We start from the raw sequence: 22,467 nt of genomic DNA, 5'->3' as shown, positions 1-22,467 counted from the left end.
TCTGGCCACAACGCAACCCGATTCGAGTCAAAAAAGCAGACAATCCTCCCCCCCGAAGGAGGAGTAATGAGCAGTAGCGTTTCAACATCGACCGGGCTGCGCGAGCGGCCCGCCTTTATCGCCGAGATGGGCCGCGGGATGCGCGCGGCGCTGCCCGTCATGCTGGGTTTCATTCCGTTCGCGCTGGTGCTGGGTGCGCAGGCAGCCCAGAAGGGCCTGAGCATCCTCGAAGTGCCGCTGATGACGGGCCTCAATTTCGGCGGCGGTTCAGAATTCGCGGCGATCCATCTGTGGACGTCGCCGCCGCACATCGCGCTGATCGTCGCGATGTCGTTCCTCGTGAATTCGCGTCACATCCTGATGGGCGCCGCGTTCGCGCCGTATATCCGGCGCCTGCCGCGCCGGCGCGCGTTCGCCGCGCTGTTCTTCATGTGCGACGAGAGCTGGGCGATGTCGCTCGCCGATGCGCGGCAGCGGTCGGCCGACCACATCAGCGTCGCGTACTACGCGGGCATCGCAGCCGGCCTCTATTCGACGTGGGTGTCGATGACCACGCTCGGCGCGGCGCTCGGCCCAACGATCGGCGACGTCGAGCAGTACGGCTTCGACATGGCGTTCACGGCAGTCTTTCTCGTGCTGCTGCGCGGCATGTGGAAAGGCATGCGCGCGAGCCGGCCGTGGTTCGTCAGCCTCGTCGTCGCGGCCGCCACACATCTGGCCGTGCCCGGCGCGTGGTATGTCGCGGCCGGCGCGTGCGCGGGGCTGATCGCCGCGCTGGTGTGGGAGCCGCGCGATGCCTGACGCCGCTACCCTCGCGACGATCGTGCTGATGGCGTCGAGCACGTACCTGTCGCGCATCCTCGGCTACGTGATGCTGCGCAATCGCACGCTGAGCCCGCGCATGACCGCCGTGATGGAAAACGTGCCCGGCTGCGTGCTGATCTCGGTGATTGCGCCGGCGTTCGTATCGAGCCGCCCCGCCGATCTGGTCGCGCTCGCGATCACGCTGCTCGCCGCGACCCGCCTGTCGATCCTGCCGACCGTGACGATCGGCGTCGTCGCGGCAGGTGTGCTGCGGCACCTGCTCGGGTAAGTCGGCGCGGCGCGCAGCGCACATGCGCGCTCGCGCCAAAGTGCCTGCGCGTGGGCCCGACCGGCGGTTAGTGGCGTGCCGACGGGGCCCGGCGCCACCGCACCGACACGGGAAGCCTCATGCGTCTTCCCCGTCGGGCAAATCGATCAGCGCCTCGCGCTTCCCGGCCACGAACAGGCGCTTGCCGATCCTCGGGTAATCGCACACGTCATGTTCGAGCCGCTGCCCGGCGACGAAGAGCACGAGCGGCACGTCACCCGTGTTCACCAGCGTGTGCGCGTCGCCGCCACGCCGGAACCCGAGGAAATCGCCAGGCCCGACCGCATGGTCGCGCTCGCCGATCGTCGCGGTGCCATAGCCGGAAAGCACGTACACGCATTCTTCCTCGTAGTGGTGCATGTGATACTCGGCCGTCCCGTGTCCCGGCATCAACGTGACCTGCACCACGCCGAGCTGCGTGAGCCCGGTCAGGTCGCCCAGCGGTTTCTTGAGACGGACCGCGTCGGCATTCAACGAATGGACCGAGCGCTCCGGCTCCATGCTCTCGATCTCGGCTGCCTTCAACAATTCACGAGGATTGTTCGTCAAGGTTGTGCTCGCAACGATAGATGCTTGGATTGAGTGACCCGTCCGCCACGCGGTGCTGCAACCGATCGGTTGGCTGTTAGTTGCAATACAACGCGGCGGCCCGGTGTTCGTCCACGATCGCCGCGCCGCACGCTTCAGCCGGCGTGCCGCTCGCGCAATGTGGCAAGCAGGCCGACGAGCCGTTCGACGTGTTCATCGCCGGTCCGCCACGACGACACGCTGATCCGGAATGCCGGCCGCCCCTGCCACACGGTCGCGCCGAACCAGACCTCGCCGGATGCCTGCGCGGCTTCGCGGATCGCGACAGTTTGCCCGTCCGTGCCCGCGCGCACCAGTACCTGATTGAGCACCACGCGGTTCAGCACGTCGTAGCCAGCCGCCCGCAGACCGTCGGCGATGCGCGACGCGTACGCGCAATGCCGGTCGACCAGCGCGGCCACGCCGTCGCGCCCGAGCGAGCGCAGCGCGGCCCAGACCGGGACGCCGCGCGCCCGGCGCGAGAACTCGAGGTTGAGGTTTTTCTGCGCATCCCGCGCGGCGCTCGAATACACGGCGTCGGCGTTCATCGCCGCGGCGAGCGCATCGGCGTCCCGGCAGATCACCATCGCGCCGTCGTACGGCGTGTTCAGCCACTTGTGGCCGTCGGTCGTCCAGCTGTCCGCGCCATCGATGCCGTCGGTCAGCGCACGCTTCGACGACGCCCGCGCCCAAAGGCCGAACGCGCCGTCGACGTGCACCCACGCGCCCGCCGCCTTCGCGCGCGGGATCAGCTCGGCGAACGGATCGAACTCGCCAGTGTTCACCTCGCCGGCCTGCACGCAGAAGATCGTCATGTCGTCGAGCGGCGGCAGGCGATCGGGGTCGATGCGTCCGTGCGCGTCCACCGGCGCGACGACGATGCGCTTCATCCCGAAGCCGAGCACCCGCAGCGCCTTCTTGACCGTGATGTGCGCAAGCTCCGAAATCACCACCTTGATCTCCGGCGCGCCGCTCAGCCCGTCGCCGTCGAAGTCCCAGCCCTTGCGCGCGAGCAGCGCGCGCCGCGCAGCGGCGATCGCGACGAGCGTGCACGCCGTGGCGCTGGTGCCGAAGCCGACCGCGCTGTCGCGCGGCAGGTCGAGCGCATCGACGACCCAGCGCGCCGCGAGCCGTTCGAGCGTCGCGGCAACCGGCGAATTGTCGAACGACGACGCGCACTGGTCCCACGCGAGCATCAGGCGCTCGGCCGCGGCGGCGGCCGGCAGCGCCGCGCCGATCACGAAGCCGAAGTAGTTCGGGCCGTTCGACGCGACGGTCGCGGGCGAGCCCGCCTCGTCGAGCAGGCGCAGCACGTCGCCGGCCGGCTTCCCCTGCTCGGGCAACGGCTCGTCGAACGCGGCCAGGTTCGCCAGTGCCGCGGCGTCCGGAAACGCGCGGCGCACATCCGCCGACGCGAGGTACGCACGCGCCCGTTGATCGGCATCGGCCAGCAACGCAAGTTCGTTCATGTCGGGTGTCTCTCAGAGTTGTGACAGATCGCGGCCCAGCTTCTTCAGCTCGGCGTCGATCCGCTTGTAGTACGTGAATTTGCCGACACGGGTCGCGCGCACGAAGCCGGCATCCGCGAGGATGCGCATGTGGCGGGTCGTCGTCGCCGGCGCGATGCCGAGCTTCTCGGTGATGAACGTGCAGCACACGCCGAGCGCGTCGATGTCGCCGTGCGGCTGCGGCGGGAAGTGCTGCCTCGGATTCCCGAGCCAGCGCATCACGGCAAGCCGGCTTTCATTGGCAAGGGCGCTGATGCGGGTGAGGTCGTCCATGGCGTCTGCGTCGTCGAACATTTCGAATATTAGCTAAATGATGAAATGCGTGCAAACGCGGGGTGGTCCATCATCGGTCCGTAATCGGTCCGTGATCGCGGGCCTGCATCTTTCAATTTCTTCGAACGTTGTTTTCAAAGGCAGCCCAATTATCAGCGCGCGCGGCACGCGCTAAATTGCTGTACTGCAACGGCAGGCCGCCAAGCGGCCCCGCTGCGGCAGCGCGTCACGCAAGCTCGCAACGCTTCTGCGGAAAGCGCCTGCCTTACCCCACCCGACGACAGGAACGCATGATGGAATACCGCACGCTCGGCCAATCCGGCCTGAAAGTCCCCGTCCTCAGCTTCGGCGCCGGCACGTTCGGCGGCACCGGCCCGCTGTTCGGCGCATGGGGCAACACGGGCGTCGACGAAGCGCGCCGCCTCGTCGACATTTGTCTCGACGCCGGCGTGAACCTGTTCGACACCGCCGACGTGTACTCGGACGGCGCGTCCGAAACCGTGCTCGGCGCGGCGATCAGCGGACGCCGCGACAAGGTGCTGATCTCGACCAAGACGGGCCTGCCGACCGGCGACGGCCCGAACGACGCGGGCACGTCGCGTTCGCGCCTCGTGCGCGCGGTCGACGACGCACTGCGCCGCCTCGATACCGACTACATCGACCTGCTGCAGCTTCACGCGTTCGACGCGCACACGCCGGTCGAGGAAGTGATGTCCACGCTCGACACGCTCGTGCGCGCGGGCAAGCTGCGCTACATCGGCGTGTCGAACTTCGCCGGCTGGCAGATCATGAAGTCGCTCGCGGCCGCCGACCGGCACGGCTGGACGCGCTATGTGGCGAACCAGGCCTACTACTCGCTGATCGGCCGCGACTACGAATGGGACCTGATGCCGCTCGGCGCCGACCAGGGCCTCGGCGCGCTCGTGTGGAGCCCGCTCGGCTGGGGACGCCTGACCGGCAAGATCCGCCGCGGCGCGCCGCTGCCCGACGGCAGCCGCCTGCACGAAACCGCGAGCTACGGCCCGCCGGTCGACGACGAGCACCTGTACCGCGTCGTCGACGCGCTCGACGACGTCGCGCAGGAAACCGGCAAGAGCGTCGCGCAGATCGCGCTGAACTGGCTGCTGCAGCGGCCGACGGTGTCATCGGTGATCATTGGCGCGCGCAACGAGGAACAGCTGCGGCAGAACCTCGGTGCGGTCGGCTGGTCGCTGACCGGCGAGCAGGTGGCGAAGCTCGACGCGGCGAGTGCGGTGGCGGCCCCTTACCCGTACTTTCCGTATCACCGGCAGCAGGCGTTCGCGCGGTTGAATCCGCCGATGCGCGGATAACGCGGACTGCGGCGGCCGCTCGCCGTCACCGCGCCGCCAGTGCCACGTCGATCACGCTCGCGATCCGCCGCGCGAGCGCGTCCATCCGTTCGGCCGGCACGCCGCCATACCCGAGCACGAGGCCGTTGTAGCGCTGCTCCGTGCCCGGCAGGCAGAACGTCGACAGCGGCCGCAGGTTCAGCCCGCGCGCCAGCGCGATGCGGCTCAGTTCGGTATCGGCCACCGGCACGTCGAGCCGCGCGGACAGATGCATGCCGCCGGCGCCGCCGGAGACCGTCAGCTGCGCGCGCAGGTGGCGCTCGAGCGCGTCCTGCAGTGCCATGCGCCGCTCCGCGTACAGCCGGCGCATGCGCCGCAGGTGCCGCGCGAAATGCCCGGCCTCGATGAAATCCGCGAGCGCGTGCTGCTCGACTGCGCGCCCGTGCAGCATCAGCGCACCGGCCGCGTCGCGCAGCGCACGCGCGAGCGCGGGCGGCGCGATCAGGAAGCCGATCCGCAGCGCCGGAAACATCACCTTGCTGAAGGTGCCGAGATAAATCACCGGCGCATCGTCGGCGAGGCCCTGCACAGCCGCGAGCGGCGCGCCGTGATGACGGAATTCGCTGTCGTAGTCGTCCTCGACGATCCACGCGCCGGCCGCGCGCGCGTGCGCGACCAGTGCGAGCCGCCGTTCGAGGCTCATCACCGCGCCGAGCGGATACTGGTGCGACGGCGTGATGTAGATCAGCTTCGGCGGTCGATCGCGCCAGTCGTCCGCCCGCGGCGCGAGGCCGTCCGCATCGACGCCAATCGGCACGACGCGCAGGTCGGCGGCGAGGAACGCATTGCGCGCACCGTGGTAGCCGGGATTCTCGATCCACGCGGTGTCGCCCGCGTCGGCCAGCGCGCGGGCGCACAGGTCGAGCGCATTCTGCGTGCCGTCGGTGACGATGACCTGCTCCGCGTCGCAACGCACGCCGCGCGACACGCGCAGGTAGCCGGCGATCGCTTCGCGCAGCGGCGCGTTCCCTTCCGCCGCCTGATAGCCGAGTTGCGCGGGCCCGGCGGTGCGCCATGCGCGCTCGATGCAGCGCCGCCATTGCGGCAGCGGGAACGCATCGACCGCGGGCGCGCCCGGCGTGAACGGCAGCGACTCGTCGATGCCGCCGCTCGCGCGCTCGGCGTGCGCGACACGCCGCGACAGCGTCGCGGCATCGCCGGCCACGGCAGCAGCACGAGCAACAGCAGCGGCATCGGCATCGGCAGCGGCCGACACCGGCGCAGCAGGCGGATGAGGCAAGCCCACACGCGCAACCACGGTGCCCTGCCGCGTGCCGATCACGAAACCTTCGGCAGTCAGTCGTTCATACGCGTACAGCACCGAATTGCGCGCGATGCGCAGCTCGTCGGCAAGCGTGCGCGTCGGCAGCAAGCGCGCGCCTTCCGCAATCCGGCCACCGAGGATCGCCGCGCGCAGGCACGCATAGAGCCGGTGCTGCTGCGACATTCGCGCGACTGCGTCCGGCCCGGTTTCGCGCTCGAACATCGACAGCAAAACACCGTAGTCCATCGTGGCTCCAGGAATGGGTTGGCTCATGGGTCTACACATGGTGCCACGAATTTTCTATCGTAAGCATTCGAGCCGTATCCCGCCATGCCGGCAACGGCCCCACTCCACGCCAATCAACGAGAGGTCAATAACATGAACGCTACCGATGCGAGCCTGACCGTGCGCCGCGTCCGCGAGGACGACTACGACAACTGGCTGCCGCTCTGGGACGGCTACAACCGCTTCTACGGGCGCTTCGGCGAGACGGCACTGCCGGCGGAAATCACGCGACTCACGTGGTCGCGCTTCTTCGACGGGTACGAACCCGTGCATGCGTTCGTCGCGGAACGCAACGGGACGCTCGTCGGGCTCGTGCATTTCCTGTATCACCGCAGCACGACGCTGATCGGCCCGACCTGCTATCTGCAGGACCTGTTCACGCTCGACAGCGAGCGTGGCAAGGGCGTCGGCCGCGCGCTGATCGAAGCCGTCTATGCGGAGGCGCGCAGCGCGCGGGCGGAACGCGTGTATTGGCAGACGCACGAGACGAACCACACCGCGATGCGGCTCTACGACACGGTCGCGGAAAAGTCGGGCTTCGTGATCTACCGGAAGGTGCTGCCGCGGTAAACGGCAAGCGGCGGGACCATTCGCCCGCCGCTTGTCGCTTCATATCGATGCTGCGGACGCGACGCAGTTGCATCGCGCCGCGTCCGCCAGGCTGCATCACATTTTCACGATGTCGAGCAGCATCTTCTTGCCGCCCTTGTACGAGAACACCGAGATCGCACCGTGCTTCAGGTCGCCCTGCGGCGTGAAGCTCGTCTCGCCGATCACGCCGCGATAGTCGGTGGCCGGCATCGCGGCCAGCACCTTCGCGGCGGACGTCGAGTTCGCGCGCTTCATCGCGTCGACGATGATGTAGACGGCGTCGTACGAGAACGGCGCATAGACCTGCAGCGGCTGATGGTAGCGCGCCTCGTAGCGCTGCGCGAACGCCGCGCCGCCCGGCATCTTCTCGAGCGCGATGCCCGCTTCGGAGCACACGACGTTGTCGGATGCCGCGCCCGCGAGCTTCGGCAGGTCGGTCGAGCACACGCCGTCGCCGCCGAGGATCTTCGCGCGCAGGCCGAGCTGCCGCGCCTGCTTCGCGAGCGGCCCGCCGGTCGCATCCATGCCGCCATACATGATCGCGTCCGGGTTCTCGCCCTTGATCTTCGTGAGGATCGCGCGGAAATCGATCGCCTTGTCGTTCGTCGCATCGCGCGACACGATCTTCACGCCGGCGGCCTGCGCGGCCTTCTCGAATTCGGTCGCGAGCCCCTGGCCGTAGGCGGTCGCGTCGTCGATCACGGCCACCGTCTTGATGCCCATGCTCTTCATCGCATAACTGGCGAGCGCCGGCCCCTGCTGCGCGTCGGTCGCGACGACCCGGTAGGTCGTCTTGAAGCCCTGCTGCGTGTACATCGGATTGGTCGCGGCCTGCGAGATCTGCACGATGCCGCCATCCCGATAGACGCGCGACGCCGGGATCGACGTGCCCGAGTTGTGATGGCCGACGACACCCACCACCTTGTCGTCGACGAGCCGCTGCGCGACCTGCGTCGCGGTGCGCGGATCGCCCGCGTCGTCCTGCGGATCGAGCTGCAGCGTCACCTTCTTGCCGCCGATCACGAGCCCTTTCGCGTTGATCTCCTCGACGGCCAGCCGCGCGCCGTTCTCGCTGTCCTTGCCGAGGTGCGCGATCGGGCCGGTCAGCGGCGCGACGTGGCCGATGCGCACGATTTCGTCCGCGTGCGCGGACAGCGCGCAGATCATCGCGGCGGCCGCGGCCAACGTCGTCTTGTGTAGTCGAATCATGTTTGTCTCCTGGTGGGCTATGTTGTTGGTGTCGGTACGAATCATCAATGGCTCAGGGCTGCGAGCATCGCACGGCCCGCGGCGCCGGACGCCGCACTGGCCTCGCTGCCGGTCGCGACGCCGAACAGGTTCTTCGGATCGCGCGGCGTCGGAATCAGGTCAAGCTCGATGCCGATGTCGCGCTCGCGCGCGGCCGCGTTCAGATAGCGCAGCGCCGAGAAATCCTCGAGCGCGAAGCCGACCGAGTCGAACACCGTCACCTGCGCATCGGATTCCCGGCCTGGCTGCGCGCCGGACACGACCTGCGCGAACTCGACGACCGGGAAATCCGCGGGCATCTGCTGGAGATCGCCTTCGATGCGCGTCTGCGGCTCGAACTCGACGACGACGCGTGCGCGCCGCAGCACGTCCGCATGCAGTTCGGTCTTGCCGGGGCAATCGCCGCCCACCGCATTGACGTGCATCCCGTCCTCGATCATGTCGGGCGTCAGGATCGTCGCGTTCGTCTTGTCGGCGGTGACCGTCGTCACGATGTCCGCGCCGCGCACCGCATCGGCCGCCGACGCGCAGCGGATCACGCGCAGCCCCGTGAACGGCGCGAGATTGCGCACGAGCTTGTCGGTCGCCGCCGGATCGATGTCGAACACGCGCAGTTCGTCGATACCGAGCATCTCGTGAAACGCGACCGCCTGGAATTCGCTCTGCGCGCCGTTGCCGATCAGCGCCATCGAACGCGCGTCGCTGCGCGCGAGGAAGCGCGCGACCAGCGCGGACGTCGCGGCCGTGCGGATCGCCGTCGTCAGCGTCATCTCGCTGAGCAGCAGCGGATAGCCGGTGTCGACGTCGGCGAGCACGCCGAACGCCATCACCGTCAGCAAGTCGGCCTTCGTGTTCTTCGGGTGCCCGTTCACGTATTTGAACGCATACAGCCGGGTGTCGGACGTCGGCATCAGCTCGATCACGCCGTCGGGCGAATGGCTGGCGACGCGCGCGGTCTTCTCGAACGTCTCCCAGCGGCGGTAGTCCTGCTCGATGTACGAAGCCATCGTCGTCAGGATCTGCGGGATCCCGACTGCGTCGACGAGCTTCGACACGCTCGTCACATCCAGATATCGCGTCATGCAAGTTGCTCCATCGGTTGCGGCGGCCGGCAGGCCGCCGTTGAAATGGTTGGCGCGCGGCCGTTGTGTGTGGCCGTCATGTGCGGTCGCTATGTGCGGCCGTCATGCGTGACCGTTATGCGCGGCCTTCGAAGCCGAGCAGCACATTGACCGCATTGATGCCGATCTCGTCGACCATATAGCCGCCCTCCATCACGAACAGCGTCGGCAGGTTCAGGCGCGCGAGCGCCTCGCCGATCCGCAGGTAGTCCTGCGAGCGCAGACGGAAGTGGCTGATCGGGTCGTGCTCGAACGTGTCGACGCCGAGCGACACGACGAGCACGTCGGGCGCATGCGCGGCGATCGCCGCCGTCGCACGGCCGAGCGCTTCGTCGTAGGTGTTCCACAGCGTGCCCTTCGGCAGCGGCAGGTTCAGGTTGAAGCCTTCGCCCTCACCCGTGCCGCACTCGTCCGCATAGCCGGAGAAGTACGGGTACGACACCGAAGGCTCGCCGTGAATCGACGCAAACAGCACGTCCGATCGGTCGTAGAAGATGTCCTGCGTGCCGTTGCCGTGATGGAAATCGACGTCGAGCACCGCGACGCGCGCCGCGCCGCGCGTGATCGCGTGCTGCGCCGCGATCGCCGCGTTGTTCAGGTAGCAGTAGCCGCCCATGTATTCGCGGCCCGCATGGTGACCGGGCGGACGGCACAGCGCGAACGCCGCGCGCGTGCCGTTCGACAGCAGGTCGGCGCCCGTCAGCGCCGAATTCGCGCTGGCACTCACCGCGTCCCACGTGCCGGCGTTGATCGGCGCGCCCGCATCCATCGCGAAGAAGCCGAGCTTGCCGTCGATGAACGCGGGCGGCGTTGCGGCAGCCGGCATCGCGCGCACCGGCCACACGAGCGGCAGCGCCTGGCAGGTCCGGCCGGTCGCGCGCCATTCGTCCCACGCGCCCGCCAGGAAATCGACGTAGCGCTGGCTGTGCGCAAGCGCGTAGCACGCGCGGTCGAACGATTGCGGCGCGATCACGTCGCCGAGGCCGGTCGCCCGGACTTGCGCGAGCACCGTTTCGGCGCGCTGGGGGTTCTCGAACGACTCGGTGATGGCGCCGTCCTTCAGTTCGACGCCGCGATGCAGGCGATGATCGCTGCTGTAGATCGTGAGCATGTTTGACCGTTGCGATAAGGGTGAGCAACAGTTTATTGGCGAGAGTGGGCAATAGCTTTGCTTTTCGCGCGTGTGTTGCTTACACTTTTGTACAAACTGTCTACGGGATGCCAGATATGAGCAAAAATCGCCCGGCCACCGAAATGGATGGCGTCGACCGCGCGATGCTGCGCCTGCTGCAGGAGGACGGCGCGCTGTCGAACGCGACGCTCGGCGAGAAGCTGTCGCTGAGCGTGACGCCCTGCTGGCGGCGCCGCAAGCGGCTCGAGGACGAGGGCGTGATCACCGGCTATCAGGCGAACCTCGACCGGCGCGCGCTCGGCATGAACGTGTTCGCGTTCGTGCTCGTCACGTTCAACATGCATTCGGACCAGACCTCCGACCATTTCGAAATGGTGATCCGGCATCGCGACGAAGTGGTGTCGTGCCACAAGATCACCGGCGCGGCCGATTACATGCTGCAGGTCGTCGCGACCGATCTCGATGCGTATGCGGAGTTCGTCGAGCACGTGCTCAGGAAGCAGGCCGGCATCTCGTCGATCCAGTCGAGCCTCGCGTTGCGCGAGGTGAAGTTCTCGTCGCGGTTGCCGGTGCCGGACGAGTGAACGCCGTCGGGCGCGCGCACAAATGCCGTTCGGCACCCTGCCGATACCATCGCATTTTCCAGCCGCGACCGAACCCGTTCCGGAAAGCCGGACACGCGAAAAACCCCACAAAAACAAGGACAAATTTCGCGTACGACACGATGATCGACTTCGGTTATATTACGCGCCCCTTGCCACCCGCCCCCCGATGAACGCGTCGCGCGCCGCATGCGTGCGCGCGGCCGCCGGCCTCGTCCGCACACGCTTTCCACAAGGGCACGCGCGCGTTTTGCGCGGTCCCGGCAGCACGTGACGGACGACGCGCCCGAAGCCGATCGGAAGGTGTCCTTCTAATCGGTTCCGCATCGGCACCAGCGTGTTTCGCGAGCACATTCCGGGATCCCGGAAATGCGCTCCGGATTTCCGGATGCCGATCCGGCATCGTCCGGAACGCTCGCGCGCCGGCCGACGAAGCCGTGCGCCGGGCGGCGTGGCAGACCTGATGTGACCAAGCTGAAAAGGGTAGTGCTTTGATTAAAACGTTACGGGTAATGCTGTCCGGGCTCGCGCTGTGCGTAGCCGCGTCTGCCGCTCACGCGGCCGACACGAAGAAGGTCGACGTCCTGCTGGTGGGCGGCGGCATCATGAGTTCGACGCTCGGCGTCTGGCTGCACGAGCTGCAGCCGGACTGGTCGATGACGATGGTCGAGCGCCTCGACGGCGTCGCGCAGGAAAGCTCGAACGGCTGGAACAATGCGGGCACGGGCCACTCCGCGCTCGCCGAGCTCAACTACACGCCGGAGAAGCCGGACGGCACGGTCAGCATCACGAAGGCGATCGAGATCAACGAGTCGTTCCAGATCTCGCGCCAGTTCTGGGCGTGGCAGGTCAAGCAGGGCGTGCTGAAGAACCCGCACTCGTTCATCAACTCGACGCCGCACATGAGCTTCGTGTGGGGCGACGACAACGTCCGCTTCCTGAAGAAGCGCTATGACGCGCTGCAGGCAAGCCCGCTGTTCCGCGGCATGCAGTATTCGGAAGACTACGACCAGATCAGGCAGTGGGTGCCGCTGATGATGGAAGGCCGCGACCGCAAGCAGAAGGTCGCAGCCACCTGGACGCCGATCGGCACCGACGTGAACTTCGGCGAGATCACGCGCCAGTTCGTCGGCTACCTGCAGCGCCAGCCGAACTTCTCGCTGTCGCTGTCGAGCGAAGTGCGCGGCATCACGCGCAACGCGGACGGCACGTGGCACGTGTCGTGGGTCAAGCTGCACTCGAACGAAGCACCGCAGGCCGTCGACGCGAAGTTCGTGTTCATCGGCGCGGGCGGCGGCGCGCTGCACCTGCTGCAGGCATCGGGCATTCCCGAAGCGAAGGACTACGGCGCATTCCCGGTCGGCGGCTCGTTCCTCGTGACCGACAATCCGGAAGTCGTGAAGCAGCACCTCGCGAAGGCGTACGGCAAGGCGTCGGTCGGCTCGCCGCCGATGTCGGTGCCGCACCTCGACACGCGCATCATCGACGGCAAGAAGATCATCCTGTTCGGCCCGTTCGCGACGTTCTCGACCAAGTTCCTGAAGAACGGCTCGTACTTCGACCTGCTGACCAGCACGAACACGCATAACGCGATGCCGATGATGCGCGTGGGCGTCGACGAGTTCCCGCTCGTCGAATACCTCGCCGGCCAGCTGATGCTGTCGGACGACGACCGCTTCAACGCGCTGAAGGAGTATTTCCCGAACGCGAAGAAGGAAGACTGGCGTCTGTGGCAAGCCGGGCAGCGCGTGCAGATCATCAAGCGCGACCCCGTGAAGGGCGGCGTGCTGAAGCTCGGCACCGAGATCGTCAGCGCGAAGGACGGCAGCATCGCGGGCCTGCTCGGCGCATCGCCGGGCGCATCGACCGCCGCGCCGATCATGCTGAGCCTGCTCGAGCGCGTGTTCAAGGACAAGCTCGCGACGCCCGCGTGGCAGCAGAAGATCCGCGAGATCGTGCCGAGCTACGGCACGAAGCTGAACGACAGCCCCGCGAAGGTCTACGACGAGTGGACCTATACGAGCGACGTGCTGCAGCTCACGCCGCCGCCGAAGATCGACATGACCGCGCCTGCTCAGCCGGGCGCCGCCGCAGCGTCGCTCAACCCGCTCAACCCGCTCAAGCCTGCCAAGCCGGCGCCGGCCAAGGCCGCGGCCGACATGGCACTGTGATGCCGATGCGCTGAGCACCGCCGCATCGAATCAAACGGCCGTTCGATCCGGACCACCCCGCACACCGGGGGGCAGTCCGGGCCGGGCGGCCGTTTTTCATTTCGGCGCACGCCCGCGCGAGACCGCCGGCACGGCCGCCGTATCCGCTAGAATTGCGCCACGCGCGTTTCACCGATCGCGCGCCGATCCACCATCCACCTCGACGAACCATCACGCGAACGGCCGCGCCGTGCGCCGCCCTCGCCGCGATTTCACGCGGCCGCCGCGCGCGACGGCCGGGCAACGTCAGCGCCCGCGCCCGTCGCGCCGGCGCGCACAACCGAATTCAGCTGGAGAATGACCGTGTTTACCTGCCGAAACCAGAGCTGCGGCACGCAGTGGGAAGAATCCGACGTCGTCATCAAGGACGAAGGCCAGGGACTGCTGTTCCGCTGCCCGCTGTGCGGCGCGCGCAACTATGTCGAGCGCTTCGAAGCCGAAGACGGCACGATCGTCTACGAACAGATGGCAGGCCGCCCTTATCTCGGAGACCTGGAATGACCCAGCCGACCACCACGCCCTTCAGCGCGCTGTCGTTGACGCCCGCCACGCTCGCGAATCTCGCGCAGCTCGGCTACACCGACATGACGCCGATCCAGGCCGCGAGCCTGCCGATCGCACTGGCCGGCCACGACCTGATCGCGCAGGCGAAGACGGGCAGCGGCAAGACGGCCGCGTTCTCGCTCGCGCTGCTCGCGCGCCTCGATGTGCGCCGCTTCGACGTGCAGGCGATGGTGCTGTGCCCGACGCGCGAACTCGCCGACCAGGTCGCGCAGGAAGTCCGCCGCCTCGCGCGCGCCGAGGAAAACATCAAGGTGCTGACGCTGTGCGGCGGCACGCCGATGCGCCCGCAGTCGCAGAGCCTCGAACACGGCGCGCACATCGTCGTCGGCACGCCGGGGCGCATCATGGACCATCTGGACCGCGGCCACCTGACGCTCGACGCGCTGAACACGCTCGTGCTCGACGAAGCGGACCGGATGCTCGACATGGGGTTCTTCGACGACATCGCGAAGGTTGCGCGGCAATGCCCGCCGACGCGTCAGACGCTGCTGTTCTCCGCGACCTACCCGGAAGGGATCGCGAAGCTGAGCCAGCAGTTTCTGCGCAACCCGAAGGAAGTGAAGCTCGAGGAACGCCACGACGACAGCAAGATCCGCCAGCGCTTCTACGAAGTGACCGAGAACGAGCGGCTGCACGCGGTCGGCCTGCTGCTGAACCACTATCGCCCGGTCAGCACGATCGCGTTCTGCAACACCAAGCAGCAATGCCGCGACCTGCTCGACGTGCTGCACGCACAGGGTTTCCACGCGCTCGCGCTGCACGGCGAACTCGAGCAGCGCGAACGCGACCAGGTGCTGATCCAGTTCGCGAACCGCAGCTGCTCGGTGCTCGTCGCGACCGACGTGGCCGCGCGCGGCCTCGACATCGCGCAGCTCGAAGCGGTGATCAACGTCGACGTGACGCCCGATCCCGAAGTGCACGTGCACCGCATCGGCCGCACGGGCCGCGCGGACCAGGAAGGCTGGGCGCTGAGCCTCGCGAGCATGGACGAGATGGGGCGCGTCGGCGGCATCGAGCACGCACAGAAGCGCGACGTCGAATGGCATCCGCTCGCCGAACTGAAGGCCGACGCCAGTGAGCCGCTGCTGCCGCCGATGGAAACGCTGCAGGTGCTCGGCGGCCGCAAGGACAAGATCCGCCCCGGCGACGTGCTCGGCGCGCTGACCGGCGATGCGGGCTTCAGCGGCGCGCAGATCGGCAAGATCAACGTGACCGAGTTCTCGACTTACGTCGCCGTCGAGCGCGGCATTGCGCACGATGCGTTGCGCAAGCTCAATGCGGGCAAGATCAAGGGCAAGCGGGTGAAAGTGCGTCTGATGGACGAATGATGGCGGTGGGCCCGCGCAGCATCGCCAGATACTGCGCGGCGCCCTCCGCCCCCACCTTCCGCCGCCCATCACGATGCGCGAACAGCGTCGTCATCGCAACGATGACCGCCGCGAACCGTGCGGTCAGAACGGTATGACCGCCTTCGCCCACACGGCCTCCCCGGCCGGCCGGTTGCGCACGAAGAACTCCTTCACGACGCGCGCTTCCACGCTGATCTTGCTGAACTGGTAGCGAACGCCGGGCCCGATCGCGAACGTCTGTCCGCGAAAACCGTCGCCCGCGACCGGCTGACCGTTCTGCATGTCGTCGGTCGTCTGCTTGACCAGGTAGCCCGACAAGCCGACGCGCACCTTCGGTGTAACCGCATAGCTCGCCGAGTAGTCGACGTGGAACAGGTTCCCCGAGTGATAGTGCGTGTCGTTGTTCGGCGCGTTGAAGCTGTACGTGAACTTCGCCGATACCTCGACCTTGTCGTTCGGCAGCCACGACACGCCGAACACGGGCCGCGCGGTGTAGTAGTTCCTGCCGGTGTTCAGCGCCGCGTGCGCGTCGTACTGGCCGGTCGGGAACACGAACTCGATCGCGGCGACCGTGCGCAGCGCACCTGAGCCCCACGCGATCATCGCGGGGCTGACGATCAGGTCACCGAGATTGGTGCGGTCGAACGACGCGCCGCCCGCATCGAGCGCCAGATGCTGCATCGGCAGCACCGCATACGCACCGTAGTGCCCGCCGAGCAGCGACAGGTTCGACATCCACACGACACGTGGAATCAGCACGTCCGCATCGAGCTTGAAACCCGGCACCGAGCCGTTGCCATGCGTATCGTTGAAGCGCGACGCATGGTAATGCGTGTAGTACGCCAGCATGTACAGGCCGGCCGGCGGCAGCGCGCCCGCGAAGAACGCCTCGGCGCCCTCGCCGATCGTGTCTCCGCCGCCTTCCGTCGCCCACGCACCGGTGCTCAACGTGATGCCCGCATACGCGGCGAGCGAGATCAATCCGAATGCAGCCTTCCGTTTCATCGATGTCTCCAATATTCGTTCTACTGATTGGTGTTGTTATGTGTTCTGCTGCGCCGAAACTGCTTCCACCGCTTCCACCGCTTCCGCTGCCGTCACGCGCCGGTCCAACCGGCACGTGACGGCAACGCGACCTGCCGATGCGTGTTACCCGCCGAAGTGATCGATCACGAGCCGATTGAAGTGCTCCGCGTGCTCGATCTGCGTCCAGTGCCCGCAGCGGCCGAACACGTGCAGTTGCGCGTTCGGCAGCAGCTCGAGCAGCTTCAGCGAGCTCGCGAGCGGAATCACGCGATCCTCGCGTCCATGGACGATCAGCGTGTCGTGCGTGAGCGCGCGCAGCTTCGCGTCGTCGCTCGCGAGCGCATCGACCCAGCGCTGCCGCGGCGCGGGAAACATGTTCGCGAACGCTTCCTGGTAGCCGGGCCGCACGCTCGCGTCATGGCGCAGCTTTGCGAGTTCGTCGTTCACGAGCGTGCGGTCGAACGCGAAGACGTCGAGCAGCGCACGCATGTTCGCGATCGACGGCGTGTAGCCCCATACCGCGTCGAGCCCCTCGGTCAGCGCGAAGCGCGTGCCGGCCGCGCCCATCAGCACGAGCCGGCCGACCCGCTCGGGCGTCCGGATCGCCAGCGCGAGCGCGAGCGCGCCGCCGAACGAATTGCCGACCACGTGTGCGCGCGCGACGCCGAGCACGTCGAGCAAACCGAGCGCATGGTCGACCCAGTGGTCCAGCGAATACCGGTAGCCGGCCGGCCGCTCGGTCTCGCCGAAGCCGGCCATGTCGGGCGCGATCACTCGAAACTGCTGCGCGAGCGCGGGCATCGTGAGCCGCCAGTTCGCGTAGGCGGTCACACCCGGCCCCGAGCCGTGGATCAGCAGCACGGGCGGCCCGTCGCCGACGTCGTGATAGTTCGTGTCGATGCCGCCGGCGACGATCCGGCGGCCGATTTCAGGGTTGGTCGTCATGACACTCCTCCAGTCGATTCCTGTCGTGTGCCGGGCGCGTCAGCGCCCGCGCTTTTTCGCACTCTGCCCGCCGATCCCGAAGTGCGCCTTCGGCATCTCGGTGATGATCACGCGCACCGATTCGACGGGCGCGTCGAGCGAGCGATGGATGGCTTCGGTGACCTCGGCGATCAGGCGTTCCTTCCTGTCGTCGTCGCGGCCTTCCAGGATGTAAAGATGAGCTACCGGCACGATTGGCCTCCTCGTCAGATGAAACGCAGGCCGACCGACCCGATGTCCTGCACGCGCAGCGTCACGCTGTCGCCGGCCGCGACGGCCACCGCCTCGGTGATGCCGCCCGACAGGATCACGCTGCCTGCGGGAATCGCTTCGCCGCGCGCGCCGAGATGGTTCGCGAGCATCGCGATCGCGGCGGCCGGATGCCCGAGCACGGCCGCGCCCGCACCGAACGCGACCGGCTGCCCGTTCTTCTCGAGCACGACGCCGAGCGTGCGCAGGTCGACGCCGTCGACCGCGAGCGGCCGCCCGCCGACGACGAAGCGCGCAGCCGACGTGTTGTCGGCCACCACGCTCTTCAGGTCGAATTTGAAATCGCGGTAGCGGCTGTCGATCACCTCGATGCCGGCCACGACGAAATCCGTCGCGGCGAGCACCGCGCCGATATGGCAGCCGGGGCCCTTCAGCTCGGCCTTCGTGACGAACGCGATTTCCGGCTCGACCTTCGGATGGATCAGCGCGGCCGTGTCGCATTCGCCGCCTTCCGGCAGCGTGTAGATATCGGTCAGGAAGCCGAACACGGGCGTGTTGACGCCCATCTGGCGCATCTTCGCGTGCGACGTCAGGCCGGCCTTGTAGCCGACGATCCGCGCGCCGCGCGTGATCTGCTTGCCGCGGATCGCGTCCTGCACCGCATACGCGTCGTCCCAGTCCATTTCCGGATGCGTGTCGGTGATCTTCGGCGTGTCGCGCGCGTCGCGCGCACAGTCGTCGAGGCGGGTCGCCAGCGCGTCGACGATATCGGTCGTGAGATTCATGCTGCCTCCTGCTTCGCATGTGCCGCGCGCGCCTTCGCGAGCGTGAGCGCGGTGTCTTCGATCATGTCTTCCTGCCCGCCCACCATCCCGCGCCGGCCGAGCTCGACGAGGATGTCGCGCGCCGGCACGCCGTACTTGTCGCCCGCGCGCTTCGCGAACAGCAGGAACGAGCCGTACACGCCCGCGTAGCCGAGCGTCAGCGCGTCACGGTCGATGCGGATCGGGAAATCCATCATCGGCACGACGAGATCCTCGGCGACGTCCTGGATCTTCCACACGTCGATGCCGGTCTCGATGCCCATCCGCTCGCACACCGCGACGAACACCTCGAGCGGCGTGTTGCCCGCGCCGGCGCCGAGCCCCGCCGCCGCGCCGTCGATCCGGTTCGCGCCGGCCTCGATCGCCGCGATCGAGTTCGCGACACCCATCGCCAGGTTGTGGTGGCCATGGAAGCCCAGTTCGGTGTCGGGCCGCAGCGCGTCGCGCACCGCGCGAAGCCGCGCGGTCACGTCGCCGGGCAGCATGTAGCCGGCCGAATCGGTGATGTAGATGCAGTTCGCACCATACGACTCCATCAGCTTCGCCTGCTTCACGAGCCCTTCCGGGCTGTTCATGTGGCTCATCATCAGGAAGCCGACGGTATCCAGGTCGAGCTTGCGCGCCATCGCGATGTGCTGCTCCGACACGTCGGCCTCGGTGCAGTGCGTCGCGACGCGGATCGTGTGCACGCCGAGCGCGTGCGCCTCCTTCAGGTGATCGACGGTGCCGATGCCCGGCAGCAGCAGCGCCGACACCTTCGCGCGCTTCAGCAGCGGGATCACCGCGCCGAGGTAATCGGCGTCGCTGTGCGCCGGAAAGCCGTAGTTGACCGACGAGCCGCCGAGGCCGTCGCCGTGCGTGACTTCGATCAGCGGCACGCCGGCCGCGTCGAGTCCGCTCGCGATCGAGCGCATCTGGTCGAGCGTCATCTGGTGACGCTTCGGGTGCATGCCGTCACGCAGCGTCATGTCGTGGACGGTGATTCGCGTTCCTTTGAGATTCATTGCGGTTCCTTGTTCGTCCGATCGTGGGATAGGCGTGCGTGGGCGTCAGGCCGCTGCGGGCGCGAGCGGCGCCAGCGGCGCCAGCACGAGGCGGCCCGCCAGCAGCTCCTCGGCGAACATCTCGGCGGTGCGCGCGGCGGCGGCCGTCATGATGTCGAGGTTGCCCGCGTATTTCGGCAGGTAGTCGCCGAGCCCTTCGACCTCGAGATAGACCGACACGCGCCGGCCGTCGAACACCGGGCCGTTGACGAGCCGGTAGCCGGGCACGTAGCGCTGCACGTCGGCGATCATCGCGTGCACCGATTCGACGATGCGCGCCTCGTCCGGCTCGCCTTCGGTCAGGCAGTGCACGGTGTCGCGCATGATCAGCGGCGGCTCGGCCGGGTTGATCACGATGATCGCCTTGCCTTCCTTCGCGCCGCCGACCTGCGCAACCGCCGCAGCCGTGGTGCGCGTGAACTCGTCGATGTTCTTGCGCGTGCCGGGGCCGACCGAGCGCGACGACACGGTCGCGACGATCTCGCCATACGCGACCGGCTGCACGCGCGAGATCGCGCGCACCATCGGGATCGTCGCCTGGCCGCCGCACGTGACCATGTTCACGTTCATCTCGCCGCGGCCGATGTGGTCTTGCAGGTTGACGGGCGGCACGCAGTACGGGCCGATCGCGGCCGGCGTCAGGTCGATCATCAGCACGCCGAGCGCGTTGAGCTTGCGGCTGTTCTCCGCGTGCACGTATGCGCTCGTCGCGTCGAACGCGATCTGCACGCGATCGGCCTGCACGTGCGGCACGAGGCCGTCGACGCCGTCCGCGGTCGTCTTCAGGCCGAGTTCGCGGGCCCGCTTCAGGCCGTCGGATTCGGGGTCGATGCCGACCATCCAGACGGGCTCGAGCACGGGGCTGCGCATCAGTTTCGCGAGCAGGTCGGTGCCGATATTGCCGGGGCCGATCAGCGCGCAACGGATTTTCCGGGTCATGGGGATGTCCTTGTTTGCCAGTAAATGGGAACGGCGCCGCTCACGCGAACCGCACCGAACACGCGCCGATCCCGCCGATCGACACGCGGAAGTTGTCGCCGGGCCCGACGCTCGCCATCGCGGCCAGCGCGCCGGACAGGATCACCTCGCCAGCCTTCAGCGGGATGCCGAGCCGGCCGAGCGTGTTCGCGAGCCACGCAACGGCGTTGACCGGCGAGCCGAGCGCGGCCGCGCCGGCGCCCGTGCCGATCACGTCGCCGTTCTTCTCGAGCACCATCCCGCAGGTCGCGAGATCGACGCTGCGCGTGCTCACCGCCTTGTCGCCGAGCACGAACACGCCGCACGACGCGTTGTCCGCGACGGTGTCGCCGATCCGGATCTTCCAGTCGCGGATCCGCGAATCGACGATCTCGAAGCACGGCATCACGCATTCGGTCGCGGCGAGCACCATCGCGTTCGTCACGCCGGGCCCGAGCAGGTCGCGCTTCAGCACGAACGCGATCTCGCCTTCCGCCTTCGGCTGGATCAGCGTGTCGAGCGCAATGCACTCGCCGTCGCCGTACACCATCCCCGACAGCAGGTAGCCGAAGTCGGGCTGGTACACGCCGAGCATGTCCATCACGGCCTTCGACGTGACGCCGATCTTCTTGCCGATCACGGTTTCCCCGGCGTCCAGGCGGCGCGCGACAAAGCGCTGCTGGATCCGGTAAGCGTCGTCGACCGACAGGTCCTCGTGCTGCGACGTCAGCGGCGCGATCGGCGTGCGCGACGTCATCGCGTCGTACAGCCGGTCGCCGAGCGTGGTAATCAATGTGGAATCCATGGTTTTCATCCGGTCGGTAACGGGAGGGTCAGAGCTTGATGCAGACGTTGCGGAGTTCCGTGTAGAACTCGAGCGAATGCACGCCGCCTTCGCGGCCGATGCCCGATTGCTTCGCGCCGCCGAACGCGGTGCGCAGGTCGCGCAGGAACCACGCATTCACCCATGCGATGCCGACATCGATCGATGCGGCCACGCGATGCGCGCGCGACAGGTTGCTGGTCCAGATCGCGGTCGACAGCCCGTACGCGTTCGCATTCGCGCGGCCGATGACTTCGGCTTCGGAATCGAACGGCATCACGAGCGTGCACGGCCCGAAGATCTCGTCGCGCGCGATCGGCGAGTCGTCGCCGAGGCCCGTCCAGATCGTCGGCTGCACCCACGCGCCGTCGCGCAGGTCGTCCGGCATGTCGGGCACGCCGCCGCCGGTGACGACGGTCGCGCCGAGCTCGGCCGCCTGGCGGTAGTACGACAGCACCTTGTTGCGGTGCTCCTGGCTGATCAGCGGCCCGATGCCGGTCGTCGCGGCTTCCGGCCGGCCCGGCTGCAGACGCTCCGCGCCGGCCTTCAGCGCGGCGACGAAGCGCTCGAACAGCGGCCGCTCGACGTACACGCGCTCGGTGCCGAGACACACCTGCCCTGCGTTCGCAAAGCACGAGCGCAGCGTGCCTTCGACGGCCGCGTCGAAGTCGCAGTCGGCAAACACGATCGCCGCGTTCTTGCCGCCCATCTCGAGGCTGACGGGCCGCGCGCCGTCGGCGGCGGCCTTCATGATCGCCGCGCCGGTGCGCGTCTCGCCCGTGAACGTGATCGCATTCACGCCCGGGTGGGTCGTCAGGAATTCGCCGGCCGAGTCGGGGCCGAAGCCGTGCACGACGTTGTACACGCCGCGCGGCACGCCGGCCGCGTTCATCACGTCGCCGAGCAGCGCGGCCGTTTGCGGCGTTTCTTCCGACGGCTTCACGACCACCGTGTTGCCGCACGCGAGCGCGGGCCCGACCTTCCACGTCATCAGCAGCAACGGCAGGTTCCACGGACAGATCACGCCGACCACGCCGACCGGCCGGCGGATCGCGTAGTTGAGCGCACCGGCGCCGTCGGGCGTCGCCATCTCGAAGGTTTCGCCGGGCACGTTCTTCACGACGTCCGCGAACACCTTGAAGTTCGCGGCGCCGCGCGGGATGTCGAGATGGCGCGCGAGGCTCGCCGGCTTGCCGGTGTCGGCCACTTCCGCTTCGAGGAAATCGTCGAAACGGCGCTCGATGCCGTCGGCAACCGCATACAGGATCTCGACGCGCTGCGCGACCGTCAGGCCGCCCCACGGGCCCGACAGCGCGGCGCGCGCCGCGCGCACGGCCGCGTCGACATCCGCGCGCCCCGCTTCGGCGACGCGGGCGATCAGCGT

The 22,467-nt window shown here is 67.9% G+C and carries 23 protein-coding genes and 1 pseudogene; 8 read left to right on the top strand and 16 right to left on the bottom strand.

What is annotated here, in order from left to right:
- Positions 1 to 66 precede the first annotated feature (66 nt).
- Both G3N94_RS12115 and G3N94_RS12110 read left to right on the top strand, forming a co-directional pair.
- Entirely contained in the window at positions 67 to 801 is a 735-nt protein-coding gene (locus G3N94_RS12115; protein WP_205792624.1) for an AzlC family ABC transporter permease, read from the top strand.
- Positions 794 to 1,093 (top strand): AzlD family protein, encoded by a 300-nt coding sequence (locus G3N94_RS12110; protein WP_205792623.1) that lies wholly within the window; start codon positions 794 to 796, stop codon positions 1,091 to 1,093. The genes G3N94_RS12115 and G3N94_RS12110 overlap by 8 nt, the downstream gene beginning before the upstream one ends.
- A 23-nt stretch (positions 1,094 to 1,116) precedes the next feature.
- On the opposite strand, the pseudogene G3N94_RS42315 reads toward G3N94_RS12110, so the two are convergent.
- The 4 genes and pseudogenes from G3N94_RS42315 to G3N94_RS12095 form a co-directional block, all read right to left on the bottom strand.
- A pseudogene (locus G3N94_RS42315) lies at positions 1,117 to 1,209 on the bottom strand (short-chain dehydrogenase); the annotation flags it as partial.
- Position 1,210: 1 nt separating this feature from the next.
- Complete coding sequence (locus tag G3N94_RS12105) at positions 1,211 to 1,633, bottom strand: cupin domain-containing protein (protein ID WP_205792655.1); 423 nt, start codon at positions 1,631 to 1,633, stop codon at positions 1,211 to 1,213.
- 182 nt (positions 1,634 to 1,815) lie between these two features.
- Positions 1,816 to 3,168, bottom strand: a complete 1,353-nt coding sequence (locus G3N94_RS12100) for an aminotransferase class V-fold PLP-dependent enzyme (RefSeq protein ID WP_205792622.1) — start codon at positions 3,166 to 3,168, stop codon at positions 1,816 to 1,818.
- Between the two features lie 12 nt (positions 3,169 to 3,180).
- Positions 3,181 to 3,480: a helix-turn-helix domain-containing protein gene (locus G3N94_RS12095; protein WP_205792621.1), complete on the bottom strand. Its 300-nt coding sequence runs from the start codon at positions 3,478 to 3,480 to the stop codon at positions 3,181 to 3,183.
- 293 nt (positions 3,481 to 3,773) lie between these two features.
- On the opposite strand from G3N94_RS12095, the gene G3N94_RS12090 reads away from it, so the two are divergent.
- Complete coding sequence (locus tag G3N94_RS12090) at positions 3,774 to 4,811, top strand: aldo/keto reductase (protein ID WP_205792654.1); 1,038 nt, start codon at positions 3,774 to 3,776, stop codon at positions 4,809 to 4,811.
- Between the two features lie 25 nt (positions 4,812 to 4,836).
- Here G3N94_RS12090 and G3N94_RS12085 read toward each other — a convergent pair whose 3' ends face one another.
- Positions 4,837 to 6,360, bottom strand: coding sequence for a PLP-dependent aminotransferase family protein (locus G3N94_RS12085; protein ID WP_205792620.1), 1,524 nt, complete (start codon positions 6,358 to 6,360; stop codon positions 4,837 to 4,839).
- A 132-nt stretch (positions 6,361 to 6,492) separates the two neighbouring features.
- Between G3N94_RS12085 and G3N94_RS12080 the strand changes: the two genes are divergently transcribed.
- Positions 6,493 to 6,969 (top strand): GNAT family N-acetyltransferase, encoded by a 477-nt coding sequence (locus tag G3N94_RS12080; RefSeq protein WP_205792619.1) that lies wholly within the window; start codon positions 6,493 to 6,495, stop codon positions 6,967 to 6,969.
- Positions 6,970 to 7,065: 96 nt separating this feature from the next.
- Here G3N94_RS12080 and G3N94_RS12075 read toward each other — a convergent pair whose 3' ends face one another.
- The 3 genes from G3N94_RS12075 to G3N94_RS12065 form a co-directional block, all read right to left on the bottom strand.
- Complete coding sequence (locus tag G3N94_RS12075; protein WP_205792618.1) at positions 7,066 to 8,199, bottom strand: branched-chain amino acid ABC transporter substrate-binding protein; 1,134 nt, start codon at positions 8,197 to 8,199, stop codon at positions 7,066 to 7,068.
- Between the two features lie 44 nt (positions 8,200 to 8,243).
- A complete protein-coding gene (locus tag G3N94_RS12070) occupies positions 8,244 to 9,320 on the bottom strand; it encodes an ornithine cyclodeaminase (RefSeq protein ID WP_205792617.1) in 1,077 nt (358 codons plus the stop codon).
- Between the two features lie 115 nt (positions 9,321 to 9,435).
- Positions 9,436 to 10,470: a histone deacetylase family protein gene (locus G3N94_RS12065; RefSeq protein WP_205792616.1), complete on the bottom strand. Its 1,035-nt coding sequence runs from the start codon at positions 10,468 to 10,470 to the stop codon at positions 9,436 to 9,438.
- Between the two features lie 116 nt (positions 10,471 to 10,586).
- Here G3N94_RS12065 and G3N94_RS12060 point away from each other — a divergent pair, with 116 nt between their 5' ends.
- From G3N94_RS12060 to dbpA, 4 genes are all read left to right on the top strand, one after another.
- Positions 10,587 to 11,075, top strand: a complete 489-nt coding sequence (locus G3N94_RS12060; protein ID WP_205792615.1) for an Lrp/AsnC family transcriptional regulator — start codon at positions 10,587 to 10,589, stop codon at positions 11,073 to 11,075.
- A gap of 530 nt (positions 11,076 to 11,605) precedes the next feature.
- The gene (gene mqo, locus G3N94_RS12055) at positions 11,606 to 13,264 is read left to right on the top strand and encodes a malate dehydrogenase (quinone) (RefSeq protein WP_205792614.1); all 1,659 of its coding nucleotides are present in this window, start codon (positions 11,606 to 11,608) and stop codon (positions 13,262 to 13,264) included.
- 342 nt (positions 13,265 to 13,606) lie between these two features.
- Positions 13,607 to 13,804, top strand: a complete 198-nt coding sequence (locus G3N94_RS12050; RefSeq protein ID WP_124599689.1) for a hypothetical protein — start codon at positions 13,607 to 13,609, stop codon at positions 13,802 to 13,804.
- On the top strand, positions 13,801 to 15,195 hold the full coding sequence (dbpA, locus tag G3N94_RS12045) for an ATP-dependent RNA helicase DbpA (RefSeq protein ID WP_205792613.1): 1,395 nt from the start codon (positions 13,801 to 13,803) through the stop codon (positions 15,193 to 15,195). Before G3N94_RS12050 ends, dbpA begins: the two co-directional genes overlap by 4 nt.
- A 123-nt stretch (positions 15,196 to 15,318) precedes the next feature.
- Here dbpA and G3N94_RS12040 read toward each other — a convergent pair whose 3' ends face one another.
- From G3N94_RS12040 to G3N94_RS12005, 8 genes are all read right to left on the bottom strand, one after another.
- Positions 15,319 to 16,221, bottom strand: coding sequence for a transporter (locus G3N94_RS12040; protein WP_205792612.1), 903 nt, complete (start codon positions 16,219 to 16,221; stop codon positions 15,319 to 15,321).
- A 144-nt stretch (positions 16,222 to 16,365) separates the two neighbouring features.
- Positions 16,366 to 17,187: an alpha/beta fold hydrolase gene (locus G3N94_RS12035; RefSeq protein ID WP_205792611.1), complete on the bottom strand. Its 822-nt coding sequence runs from the start codon at positions 17,185 to 17,187 to the stop codon at positions 16,366 to 16,368.
- A 39-nt stretch (positions 17,188 to 17,226) separates the two neighbouring features.
- Positions 17,227 to 17,418: a 2-hydroxymuconate tautomerase gene (locus tag G3N94_RS12030; RefSeq protein ID WP_205792610.1), complete on the bottom strand. Its 192-nt coding sequence runs from the start codon at positions 17,416 to 17,418 to the stop codon at positions 17,227 to 17,229.
- 14 nt (positions 17,419 to 17,432) lie between these two features.
- Positions 17,433 to 18,221 (bottom strand): 2-oxo-3-hexenedioate decarboxylase, encoded by a 789-nt coding sequence (dmpH, locus tag G3N94_RS12025; protein ID WP_205792609.1) that lies wholly within the window; start codon positions 18,219 to 18,221, stop codon positions 17,433 to 17,435.
- Entirely contained in the window at positions 18,218 to 19,264 is a 1,047-nt protein-coding gene (gene dmpG, locus G3N94_RS12020) for a 4-hydroxy-2-oxovalerate aldolase (protein WP_205792608.1), read from the bottom strand. The genes dmpH and dmpG overlap by 4 nt, the downstream gene beginning before the upstream one ends.
- A 45-nt stretch (positions 19,265 to 19,309) precedes the next feature.
- Entirely contained in the window at positions 19,310 to 20,242 is a 933-nt protein-coding gene (locus tag G3N94_RS12015) for an acetaldehyde dehydrogenase (acetylating) (RefSeq protein ID WP_205792607.1), read from the bottom strand.
- Positions 20,243 to 20,282: 40 nt separating this feature from the next.
- A complete protein-coding gene (dmpE, locus tag G3N94_RS12010; protein ID WP_205792606.1) occupies positions 20,283 to 21,065 on the bottom strand; it encodes a 2-oxopent-4-enoate hydratase in 783 nt (260 codons plus the stop codon).
- A 28-nt stretch (positions 21,066 to 21,093) separates the two neighbouring features.
- Positions 21,094 to 22,467: 2-hydroxymuconic semialdehyde dehydrogenase (locus tag G3N94_RS12005; RefSeq protein ID WP_205792605.1), on the bottom strand; the 1,374-nt coding region annotated here is incomplete at its 5' end.

Origin of the sequence: Burkholderia sp. Ac-20353 (genome assembly GCF_017104785.1) — a bacterium.
Classification (GTDB): Bacteria; Pseudomonadota; Gammaproteobacteria; order Burkholderiales; family Burkholderiaceae; genus Burkholderia.
This window is presented reverse-complemented; position numbering and strand designations above follow the sequence as displayed.